Raw genomic sequence first — 11,078 nt, 5'->3', positions numbered from 1 at the left:
GCCGCAAAGAAAAGTAGGCAAAAGAAAGCGGCTCAAACCGCTACTGCTAAGTGGGCACCGTGGTCTGCTGCGGGTAGTGGTGCATCTGGAATCTGGGTTCGTGCACCTGCATGCGCCAGTGACAAGGGCGTCGTACTTCCGGCGGCGCTACGCGCGCCGAAGAGCACTTCTTAAAACCACTCGCTACGTTTTAGCTCACACTTGCCCACACGTTTGTGCTCTTGCACTGTGCTCTAGCGTTCCGACTCCCGCGTTTGGGTTTTGGGCTCGGGCTCTCGCGTTTTGCCCGGCGCCGTGACTCCTCATTGCATGGCCGCTGCGAGCGCAAGCGGGACTGATCGACATTTCATTTGAAGTGGGCTTCGCTCATAAGTGAGGAGGCACCTCTCCGAGGCGAAGCCGATGGCTCCCACGGACCTCAACCGAAGCCCGTGGTTTCCCATGCAAACCCGTCCGCGACGCACGCAGTGCGGAGTGGGAGCTGATGAGTCCTTTGTCACTAACGCGAAACGTGGGAGAACACGGATTCCAGATGCACCACTACCCGTTGCAAACTACGGTACCCGCTTAGTAGTAGCGGTTTGAGCCGCTTTCTTTTGCCTACTTTTCTTTGCGGCATGCAAAGAAAAGTAGGTGCCGCCCCGCACAGGGGCAACGCTAATAGACCACTAACAAAACAAGGAAAGGCCAACACCCTAAGAACACTGACAACAAGCGCCGCACAGGCAAAAAAACCCCAAATCCCTCCCATAAACCCAAAATTCAGCGCACACTATCCAACTGCTCCCTCGCGGAGCGATAAAAGCCTACTGGGGAGCCCATCATGGCAAAAGGTCAAATGCGCAGTAACCGCGAAGTAAAGAAACCGAAGCAGGCCAAAAAACCCACACCGGCCACGACGCCATCGGGCGCGCCGCCGATCCGCGTGGCGCCGACCGTTTCGGCAACGCCAAAGAAACACTAAGGCAGCACCAACCAAGCAGCAAGCCCGCCCCGCCAGGCGGGCCTCAACCACCCGCACTACCTCGAAATATCCTCCAACGCGACATCCCGCGTCTTCGGCCCAAGCGTCCCGATGGCCAGCATGACGATCATCATCGCCCCCGAAATAAACACAAACACCCCGTTCACGCCAAAGCGGTTCAGGCATCCCGCAATCACAAACGCGGAAAACATCGCCGAAATCCGGCTCCACGAATAAACAAACCCGACTGCCCTCGCTCGGATACTGGTCGGAAACAGCTCGGCCTGATATGCGTGATAGCTATAAGAAATAATGTTGCCCGCCAGCACGAGGCACACTCCCAAACTCACTAGCAATACCGTCTCCCGTGCCTGGCTAAACAGCAACCCGCACACGACGTTCACCGCCGCCATGCAGATAATCACCGTCTTACGCTCGAAGCGGTCGGCAATCAGCATCCCCAGCAACGGTCCAAGGGGCGCCGCAATCGCAATGATGCTCGCGTACATCAAACTCGTCGTGACGGTAATGCCCTGCTTGATCAGCAACGTCGGAATCCAGTTCGCGAAGCCGTAATAACCCATCGTCTGGAACACGTGGAAAATGATCAGCATCAGCGTGCGCCTGCGATACGGCGGCACCAGCAGATCGCGAAACGCCGCACGCGCGCGCACCGGTTCAGGCAACGCCGGCTCCGGCAAGGGCCGTCCATATTCTCGTTCCACGCGTGCTTCGAGTCGCTTCATCACGGCGTCGGCTTCCTCGATGCGGCCCTTCTGTGCGAGCCAGCGTGGGCTCTCCGGCAAACGCAAACGGATCCACCACACCACGATCGCACCCACTACGCCGGTCAGCACGACCAGACGCCAGCCGTCGAGGCCGAAGTAACGGTGCGGCACCAGCAAATACGACAGAAACGCGACGATCGGCACCGCGCAAAAACCAACTGCCTGTGAAAAGGCCGACGCACGCCCTCGCACATGTTTCGGCACGAGCTCGGAGATGTACGTACCGATCGTCACGATCTCCACGCCGATACCGATCCCCGCGATAAAGCGCCAGAGGTTGAGCCCAAGCGCCGAGTCCTGGAACGCCATGATGATGTTGGCCGCCGTGTACCACAGCAGCGACCATGTGAAGATCGCACGCCGCCCGAAACGGTCGGCGAGAAAGCCGCACGCCGCCGTGCCGATAAACAGGCCTGCGAATAAGGCCGCGATGAAACTCGCCACGCCGCTGGTGCCGAACAGACCGTGCGTCGTCGCTGTGAGAATGCCGCTGCGCACGAGGCCCGGCGCGATGTAGCCGGAGAACATCAGGTCGTAGAGTTCGAAGAAGAGTCCGAGGCTCAGCAGCATCACCAGTTGCCAGATCGAGCGCGTGGCGGGCAAGCGATCGAGCCGCGCGGAAATGCGCGCGCCATTCAGCGCGATCTCTTCTGCGCGGCCGCTTGCCGATGCACCGGCGCCTGAGGGCAAACCACCCAGCGTGCCGGCATCGCCGACCGCTGTCGCATACACCGCATGATTCGACGATTTCATCGTCCGTCTCCATGATTTCCGGTCTGACGCCGGATGAGATTGATTGACTACGTTTAACGCATCGAGCGCACCGCTACCCTCACGCAGCTTCTCGCGGCGTCTGCGCTACACCGCCGCCCAACGCCGTGATCTGCGCTTCGTCGTAGCCCAAACCGCGCAGCACGTCGGCGGTGTGCTCACCGATCTTTGCGATCGGCGAGCGCGGTTGCAGACGGGCGCCATCCATCGAAATCGGCAGCAAGGGCATCGCGGTTTCGCTTCCGTCATCGAGCGTCAATCGCGCGAGGCCGCCGCTCTCGTTCAGGTGCGGATCGTCGAACAGGTCTTCGGGTTTCGTGATCGACGCGAAGGGAATGTGGTCGCGTTCGAACTGCGGCACGAGCGCCGCGCCTTCGAAGCGACTCAAGGTTTCACCGAGCGTCTGCAACAACCACTCGCGGGCCAGCACGCGGTCGTTGTTAGTCGTGAGGCGCGGATCAGCCAATAGGTCGGCGCGATCGAGAATCGCGCACAGCGCGCGCCACTGACCGTCGCCGGTCGCGGCGATAAACATCTGCTCGTCGTTGGCAAGCCTGAACACGTCGTAGACGGCCCACGCGCTGATGCGCTCGGGCATCGGCGCAGCGGGCACGCCGGTCGCGGCGAACTGCTGCATGTGTTGCGCGGAAAGCAGCACACAGTTTTCGAACAGCGCGCTCTGTACTTCCTTGCCGCGTCCGCTCGTATGCCGTTCGTGCAGCGCGGCAAGCACGCCGATCGCACCGAACATGCCACCCATGATGTCGTTGACCGAACTGCCCGCGCGCAACGGCCGGCCTACCGGTCCCGTCATGTAGGCGAGGCCGGCCATCATCTGCACGACTTCGTCCAGAGCGAGACGGTGTTCGTATGGACCGTTAAGAAAGCCTTTGTGCGAGACATAGATCAACCTGGGATTGCGCTCACGAAGCGACGCGTAATCGAGGCCCAGCTTCGCCATGCGGCCCGGCTTGAAGTTCTCGACGAATACATCCGCGGTATCGACGAGCTTGTGCAGCGCGGCCAGTCCGGCTTCGCTATCGAGATCGAGCGCAACACTCTTCTTGTTGCGATTGAAGGTACGAAAAAAACCTGCACCGGTGCCGAGCAAACGGCGCGTACCGTCGCCACGCGGCGGCTCGACCTTGATGACTTCAGCACCGAGGTCGCCAAGAATCATCCCGCAGGTCGGCCCCATCACCATATGCGACAACTCGATCACGCGGATGCCCGCAAGCGGCAACGCACCCTGTTGCTCTGCTGAAGACGCGGATGCAGCAGAAGCAGATGCAGAAGAAGCAGATGCAGAAGAAGCAGACGTGGAAAAAAGCGGATTCATTGCAACACCCGTGATTCGGAAGGTTCAAAACGTTGAGCAGCCGCGCTGAACTGCTTCGGCAACCCGGCGCGCGCCAGATAGCCGTACAGCGGTTCGCCGGGGAGTGCGTCGGCGAGGACGTCGCGCGACGCGATAAGTCGGGTGAGGTCGATGCCGGTGTCGTAACCCATGCTGTCGAGCATGAACACGAGGTCCTCGGTGTTCACGTTGCCGGTCGCGCCCGGCGCATGCGGACAGCCGCCGAGGCCGGCCAGCGACGCGTCGAATTCACGGAGGCCGTGCTGCAGCGCGACCAACGTGTTTGCGAGACCGAGGCCGCGCGTGTCGTGGAAATGCAGCGAGCGCAGCTTGCTGCCCGCGACCTCTCGCACCAGTTCGATGATTTCGCCGACCTGGCGCGGCGTCGCTTCACCGGTGGTGTCGCCAAGCGCGATGACATCGGCGCCCGCCTGCAAGGCTGCGCGTGCAATCGCAACGATATCGGCGTAAGGCACCGCGCCTTGCAGCGTGCAGCCGAACACGGTCGATAATCCTGCGATCAGTTCCACGCGCCGCGCGTTCGCGCTAGCCGCGCTATCGATCAGCTCGCGCATCGCGGCAAATGCCTCGATCATCTCGACCGGCGTCTTGCGGACATTGGCGAGGCTATGCGCCGTGCTCACCGAAATCGGCGCGACGATCCGATGTACGCCGGACTCGAGCGCACGTTGCGCGCCCTTCAGGTTCGGCACCAATGCCGTCACGATCAGATCGTCGTAGGTGAGCGCGTGGGCGATCACTTCGTCGGCGTCGGCCATTTGCGGCAACAGCTTCGCCGGCACGAACGACGCGACTTCCATATGCCGCACGCCGGCGGCATATGCAGCGTCGATCCAGCGTCGCTTGAACTCGGTGGGCATCGTGCGTGCGATGCTTTGCAGGCCGTCGCGCATGCCGACTTCGGTCACGACAACACGCTCCTGGGTGTCACTCATGGTCTTGAATCCCGGTCTTGAGTCTTGCGTAGAGTGCAGGGAAAGAAGCAACTGAGTGACAGCGTGCCCGCGCGCGACCGTACGGCAAAGTCTGCGTTGACGACGCACTCCATCGCCGCTCGCGATGGCCGCGGTGGCATGCGGGACGGGCGTGCGCCGTCGCAAAGGGGAAACCCTTAAGGGCTTTTCAGAGGGAGCTCAGAGGCAGCCAGGAGCCGGCGCTCAACCTAGGCGCAGCAGATGGTCGAGTAAATGCGCCGCCGTCAGCGTCAGCGCCTTACGGTCGCGCATACAGATCACGAAGCGCCGCTCCGCCCATGCTTCGCGCAAGGGCACGGCGACGATGCCGTATTCGTCAGCCGCATGTTTGGGCAGCGCCTCGCTCGGCAGGATCGCGACGGCAAGGCCTGCCTGGATAAAACGATAGGCGGCGTCGAAGGTCGATACATAGGTTCGATAGTTGAGCTCGCTGCCTTTTTCCACAGCAATGCGTTGCATCAGCGCATTCACCGATGCATTCGATGCGAGCCCGAGATGATCGAACGCCAGGGTCTGCTCGAAGCCAACCGCAATTTCACCGGCCAGCGGATGATCGCGCGGCACGATCAGCGCGAGGTGATCGGCGCGATACGGCAGCACATCGAGACTGCCCATCGGCACCACATCGCGGCAGATGCCGAGATCGGCCACGCCCTCTTCCAGACCGCGCACGATCTCGGCGCTGACGCGCTCTTCGACATCGACACGAACCTGCGGATTGGCCTTCAGAAACACCGACAGCGCCTCGGGCAGAAACTCGACCATCGACGACACATTCGCCAGCACCCGCACATGACCGCGCGCGCCAGCCGCGTACTCGCTGAGCTCGGCCTGCAAACGTTCATGGCCGCGCATGATGAGCCGCGCGTGCCTGAGCAGCGCCTCGCCGGCGGCGGTCGCGCGCACGCCGCGCTGGCTGCGCGAGAGCAGCGCGACGTCGACCAGCGCTTCGAGATCGGCGAGCCGCTTGCTGACCGCGGACGGCGCGATGAACTCGCGTTCGGCCGCCCGCGCGATCGTGCCTTCCTCGCAGACGGCGATGAACAAGCGCAACGTCACCTGATCGATTTGCCACATGAACGGGCGCGCCCTGGGTGTTTGAAGTGAGAAAATTATGCCCGAGGAAGGCGGCCGCCAAGTCCATCCCAGGGTATCCACGGCCGGCATGCCGGTTTGCGTCGTCGATCGCGCGCCAGGTTGTGACCGCGAATCGTGTGTCAAACTGCGCAATCAGAACAACCGACCAAGGCTTTCCCATGTCCACCGCCAGTCTCTTCGTCACCTCTGCGGGCGTCGGCCTCGCGATTGCCGCACCGGTCGGCCCGATGGGCATGCTATGCATCCGCCGCACGCTGACGGGCGGTCCGCGCGCTGGGCTCGCAATCGGCTTCGGCATTGCGACCGGCGATGCGGTTTATGGCTTGATCGCGGCACTCGGCCTTGTCGGCATTTCGCAGTTCATGCTCGCCTACGACCGGCCCCTGCATCTGCTCGCCGGTCTGTTCCTGCTTTATCTCGGCGTGCGTACCTTGCTGCAAAAAGCGCCCGCCGATGCGGCCAACGGCAATGGCAACGGCAACAGCGACGGCGACGGCAACGGCAACGGCAAGCTCGCGCAGGTGGGCCGCGCCGGCGTACTGCGCGCGTATGCGAGTTCATTGCTGCTCACGCTGACCAATCCGCAAACCGTCATCATGTTTGCCGCGCTGTTTACGACGCTCGCACCGCGTGGCGCGTTTTCATCGAGCATCGCGTTGACCACTGTAGGCGGCGTGTTTTGCGGTTCGATCGCGTGGTGGTGTTTTCTCGTGACCGTGGTGTCGCTCGCGCGCCATGCGATCGGCAGCAAGCTGCGCGTGGCGATCGACCGGATCGTCGGATTCACGCTGGCGACGTTCGGTATCGTCGAGATTCGCCGCGCGCTTTGAAGAGGGTTAGCAGGACCGCACAAGGGCCCTCAACGATGCGCCTTGTGACTCACGAGCGCCCCCGCAACGCCACGAGTACCACACCCGCAATCGCCATCAATCCACCGCATAGCGTCGCGAGACCTGGACGCTCGCCGGTCAGCACGGCGGACAACGCCGTCGCCACCGCAGGCGTCAGATACAGAAAATTGGCCGCGCGCGCCGCGCCGAAGTAGCCGAGCGCGAACGTCCACGTTGCATAACCAAGCGCCGCCGGAAATACGCCGAGCACCAGCACCGCCTGTAACGTACCGTGCGGCGCACTGCCAAGCGAGTTCACCGCACCCGGCAGCCACGGCGCCAGCAACACCGCCCCCGCCAGCAACGTGTAGGCGGTGCACGTCAATGCCCCGTAGACCGGAATCAGGCGCCGCTGCAGCACGAAGTAGCTCGCCGAACACAGCGCCGCGCCGAGAATCAGCGTACTGCCCGCGCCGAGCGTCAGGCCGCCGGGCTGACCCCGCGCAATCACCGCGATGCCGGCGAGACTGACTAACGAACCGAACCATCCCCAACGATTGAATCGCTCGCCGAGAAACACGGCTGCCAGCAGCGCCGTGAAAATCGGCAGCGTATTGACGATGAAACTCGCCGCGCCTGGCGCCACCGTTTTCTCGCCGGTGTTGAGCAGCGCGTTGTAAAGCGCGATGCCGAGAAAACCGCACAGCACGAAACGCAGACCGTCGCGCCATGCCGGCAACGGCGGGCGCCGATAGGCAAGCCATGCGATCACCAGCAGCGCCGCGGTGGCGAAACGCGCCGCCGCCAAAGGCAAAGGCGCCAAACCCTGCAAGCCGATGCGAATGAAGGGAAAGGCCGACGCCCAGGACACAATGGTGAAGGCGACGGCGCCTGCCGCCAGCAGCGGCTGCCGCTCGGAACGGGGCGATGGAGACGAAGTGAGTGTGTTCATGCGCAGATGGTGCCGCGCCGCGAGCTGCTAAGCTAGCGCACAAATGAACATCGTGATGTGAAAATGGCTCACACCTCCTCACCGACCTCGTTGGCGCGGCCGCCGCTCGCAAGCCTCGAAACCGTCTGCGCCGTCGCCCGCGAAGGCTCGTTTCTCGCCGCTGCCGAGGTTGCCGGATTGACGCACGGCGCGATCAGCCGGCGGGTGGCCGCGGTCGAAAACTGGCTCGGCATGACCTTGTTCGAACGCCATGCGCGCGGCGTGCGGCTGACGCCGGACGGGCAGCGTTTCGTCGGGCGTATCGAGCAGGCGTTCGGCATCATCGACAGCGCCGCGGTTCAATGGCGCTTGCCGCGCAGCCCGCAACTGGTCAAGCTGAGCGTGGTGCCGGCGTTCGCCAAACTGTGGTTCTTCGAGCGCCAGGCGGCATTCGAGAGCGCCGCCCCGGCGCTGCGCATACAGCTCGATATCGATCATCGCAACGTGGACATCGCCGGCGGCGAAGCAGATCTGGCGATTCGCTACGGGCGCGGCAGTTGGCGTCAGCTCGAGGTCAAACCTTTCCTGCCGGAGACGCTCTATCCGGTCGCGCATCCCGCGCTCGCCGCACGCCTCGCGAAGCAGCGGCATAAACATGGCGACGCCGCGCTGCTCGATGTGCCGCTGCTGCACGACTCGGATGTGACCGGCTGGCGCGCCTGGTTCGGCGCGCTGGCTATTCCGCTGAAGCCGCGCGCGCAGGACCGGCGCTTCGAAGACTACACACTGGTGCTGGCCGCCGCCGAAGCGGGACTCGGCGTGGCGCTGGCACGCGTGCCGGTCGCCGATGCGTATCTGCGCAAAAGCGGCCTCGTGCGGGTGAGCCGCCACGAAGTCGCCTCGCCACTGACTTATTACTTCGTGCATGCAAAGGGCGAGAGCCGGCCCGAAGTGCTGGCGCTGATCGACCGGATGCAGGCGGCCCAGCAGGGCGTGTCGTAGCAACTTCGTACGCAAGCGCGGCAGTTTTGCGACAATAGCGGCTTTCGCCGCGCCGTCGTGCGCCTGTCGCCGAGATGCGCCGGCGCTCGAAGGCGAGTGTGCGCCGGCCTTGCCGTCTAACCTGTTCAACCCACCCGACCGTCAGCGGTCTGCTCAATGGCTCTTCCCCACATCGATCTGCTGTACTCCGTCTCCGGCCTGTTCGTCGGCTTTCTGGTCGGACTGACGGGTGTCGGCGGCGGCTCGCTGATGACGCCGATCCTGGTCCTGCTGTTCAACGTGCATCCGGCCACCGCGGTCGGCACCGATCTGCTGTACGCGGCCGCCACCAAGGCGACCGGCACGCTGGTGCACGGCCTGAAAGGCTCCGTCGACTGGCAGATCACCCTGCGTCTCGCGGCCGGCAGCGTACCGGCGGCAACCATCACCTTGATCCTGCTGCATCGGTACGGCATGGACACGCCGGGCGCGAGCCGGCTGATCCAGATCGTGCTCGGCGCCGCTTTGCTGGTCACGGCCGTGGCGCTGGTATTCCGGCCGCAACTCGCGGCGCTCGGCGCGCGCCGTCAGCGTGCGCCGAGGCAAGGGCGTACGCTCGCGCTAACCATGCTGACCGGCGCGATACTGGGCGTGCTGGTGTCGCTGACGTCGGTGGGTGCGGGCGCCATTGGCGTGACGGTGTTGTTGCTGCTGTATCCGTTGCTGCCGACCACGCGCATCGTCGGCTCCGATATCGCGCACGCAGTGCCGCTCACGCTGCTGGCGGGCGCCGGTCACTGGCTGCTGGGCTCGGTCGACTGGTCGATGCTGCTGTCACTGCTGGTGGGATCATTGCCGGGCATCGCGATCGGCAGTTACCTGTCGTCGCGCGCACCGGACGCGCTACTGCGCAACGTGCTCGCGGCCACGCTCACGCTGGTCGGCGTGCGCCTCGTGCTGTCATAAAGTAGCCGCGCTACTTGAAAAACCGGCAGGTGAGATCGGTCTCGAACTGCCTGACCCATTGACCCTGATGGTCGTGATATGACTGCGCCCAGCCGCCGCGCCGAACCGTGACAAGGCGCTCGTGTGCGGCATCGCCCGGGTCCGGGCAGGCGCTGATGTCAAAATGCGCCGGCGCAAAACCGTGCCGCGCACATACCAGTTCGAAAGCCGCCCGATCGCTGATCGGCAGATCGGTATACCGCAAATGCGTGGTTTCCATGGCGTTGACTCCGGTTCCGCTTGCATCACAGTACGCTTCGCTCCGCGTCGATAGTGTGTCACAGCACACAGACGGGCTGTTGCGGCACCGGCGTTCAGCCCGGCACTGGCCAACTCATCATCACCGTTTCAAAAATCACCGCTACGAAAAATAAAGCGAAAAAAAGGCTCCGGTTATTCGCCGGAGCCCCCGCACTGGCATGCATCACGATGGCGCATGGCGCGATAGCGAATCGCATGCACCTCCTGTTGCCGCCTTTCGCGCCTGCCGGCGCTTCGTGCTCATGTTGCAAGCCGCTTATGCCAGGCCGCTTATCGCGGCCTGCTCATTGCAACCGTCTTACTGCTGCACAACGGTCAGCTTGTTCGTCACCGACGTCACGCCGGCGACGCCCTTGGCCGCTTCACCGGCAGCGTCGATCTGGCCTTGGTCAGGCACCGAACCAGTCAGAGTCACTGCACCGCCACGAGCACGCACGGCGATGTTCGAGACGTCGATGCCTTGCGCCTTGGCAAGCGCGCCGCGCACCTTGCGACCCAGTTGGCTATTAGCCTTCTTGCCGGCCTTGGCGCTTGCAGCCGGCGCTGCGGTCGTGCCCGTAGCCGTTGCATCGCTTGCCTGAGCGTACACATTGCACGCCACCACCATTGCCACAACCGAGCCCAGCGTTTTCAGAAAACCGACCGATTTCATAGTTTCTATTCTCCTTAGCTACACATTGGACCGCATGTACAAGCGGCTTCGTTACGACTACCGGCGGCCATTCGGGACGCGACAACGCGCGGCTCAGCGACGGCCGACTATGGCTGCGACACGGTGTGCGAGAGGCGAGAGAGGCCGGCCGCCGTTAGTCGCATGCGATGCCACGCATGCAATGCGGTACGGGAGCCGGCAAGCCGCGAGGTCCGCCAGCGCGCCCGGTTCTTGTCTGTCGTGCCGGGTCACGCTGTGCAAACATCTGTTCGCGGCAGCGAACGACAATTTAATCTAGCCGCGCCAGAAGCGCAAAGGGTTTAGTCGTACGTTGCGGTGCATTCCGGTTGTCATAGATCCTATGAGCACGGGCGTCGAGGAACTGATACGTAAAATCAGCGTGTCGAGTCCTGTTCAAAGGAGAGAGCATCATGCGCACGGATCA

At 63.3% G+C, this 11,078-nt stretch carries 11 protein-coding genes; 4 read left to right on the top strand and 7 right to left on the bottom strand.

Annotated elements, in window-relative coordinates; translation table 11 throughout:
• Positions 1-823 precede the first annotated feature (823 nt).
• Positions 824-964 carry a hypothetical protein gene (locus P3T25_RS48020; protein WP_166618355.1) on the top strand — a complete coding sequence of 47 codons (141 nt, stop codon included), beginning with the start codon at positions 824-826 and terminating at the stop codon, positions 962-964.
• A gap of 56 nt (positions 965-1,020) precedes the next feature.
• Here the strand turns inward: P3T25_RS48020 and P3T25_RS48015 are convergent, their stop codons facing one another.
• The 4 genes from P3T25_RS48015 to P3T25_RS48000 all read right to left on the bottom strand — a co-directional run bounded on the left by P3T25_RS48015 (position 1,021) and on the right by P3T25_RS48000 (position 5,952).
• The gene (locus P3T25_RS48015) at positions 1,021-2,505 is read right to left on the bottom strand and encodes an MFS transporter (RefSeq protein WP_429364751.1); all 1,485 of its coding nucleotides are present in this window, start codon (positions 2,503-2,505) and stop codon (positions 1,021-1,023) included.
• Positions 2,506-2,584: 79 nt separating this feature from the next.
• Entirely contained in the window at positions 2,585-3,862 is a 1,278-nt protein-coding gene (locus P3T25_RS48010; protein WP_429364749.1) for a CaiB/BaiF CoA transferase family protein, read from the bottom strand.
• Positions 3,859-4,836 (bottom strand): hydroxymethylglutaryl-CoA lyase, encoded by a 978-nt coding sequence (locus P3T25_RS48005; protein WP_429364747.1) that lies wholly within the window; start codon positions 4,834-4,836, stop codon positions 3,859-3,861. Before P3T25_RS48005 ends, P3T25_RS48010 begins: the two co-directional genes overlap by 4 nt.
• Before the next feature lie 222 nt (positions 4,837-5,058).
• A complete protein-coding gene (locus P3T25_RS48000; protein ID WP_429364745.1) occupies positions 5,059-5,952 on the bottom strand; it encodes a LysR substrate-binding domain-containing protein in 894 nt (297 codons plus the stop codon).
• 179 nt (positions 5,953-6,131) lie between these two features.
• Here P3T25_RS48000 and P3T25_RS47995 point away from each other — a divergent pair, with 179 nt between their 5' ends.
• Positions 6,132-6,803 (top strand): LysE family translocator, encoded by a 672-nt coding sequence (locus tag P3T25_RS47995; RefSeq protein WP_429364743.1) that lies wholly within the window; start codon positions 6,132-6,134, stop codon positions 6,801-6,803.
• Between the two features lie 49 nt (positions 6,804-6,852).
• On the opposite strand, the gene P3T25_RS47990 is transcribed toward P3T25_RS47995, so the two are convergent.
• Positions 6,853-7,755, bottom strand: a complete 903-nt coding sequence (locus tag P3T25_RS47990; protein WP_171926905.1) for a DMT family transporter — start codon at positions 7,753-7,755, stop codon at positions 6,853-6,855.
• 63 nt (positions 7,756-7,818) lie between these two features.
• Between P3T25_RS47990 and P3T25_RS47985 the strand changes: the two genes are divergently transcribed.
• Both P3T25_RS47985 and P3T25_RS47980 read left to right on the top strand, forming a co-directional pair.
• Positions 7,819-8,736, top strand: a complete 918-nt coding sequence (locus tag P3T25_RS47985) for a LysR substrate-binding domain-containing protein (protein WP_429364740.1) — start codon at positions 7,819-7,821, stop codon at positions 8,734-8,736.
• A 156-nt stretch (positions 8,737-8,892) separates the two neighbouring features.
• Positions 8,893-9,681, top strand: a complete 789-nt coding sequence (locus P3T25_RS47980) for a sulfite exporter TauE/SafE family protein (protein ID WP_154566980.1) — start codon at positions 8,893-8,895, stop codon at positions 9,679-9,681.
• Between the two features lie 10 nt (positions 9,682-9,691).
• On the opposite strand, the gene P3T25_RS47975 is transcribed toward P3T25_RS47980, so the two are convergent.
• Together P3T25_RS47975 and P3T25_RS47970 are read right to left on the bottom strand one after the other, a co-directional pair.
• The gene (locus P3T25_RS47975; protein WP_154566979.1) at positions 9,692-9,940 is read right to left on the bottom strand and encodes a hypothetical protein; all 249 of its coding nucleotides are present in this window, start codon (positions 9,938-9,940) and stop codon (positions 9,692-9,694) included.
• A gap of 339 nt (positions 9,941-10,279) precedes the next feature.
• Positions 10,280-10,633 (bottom strand): BON domain-containing protein, encoded by a 354-nt coding sequence (locus P3T25_RS47970; protein ID WP_154566978.1) that lies wholly within the window; start codon positions 10,631-10,633, stop codon positions 10,280-10,282.
• Positions 10,634-11,078 lie beyond the last annotated feature (445 nt).

The sequence above is a fragment of the Paraburkholderia sp. GAS32 genome (genome assembly GCF_050434225.1).
Classification (GTDB): domain Bacteria; phylum Pseudomonadota; class Gammaproteobacteria; order Burkholderiales; family Burkholderiaceae; genus Paraburkholderia; species Paraburkholderia madseniana.
The sequence above is the reverse complement of the archived record's forward strand: the minus strand, read 5'-3'. Positions and strand labels throughout refer to the sequence as shown.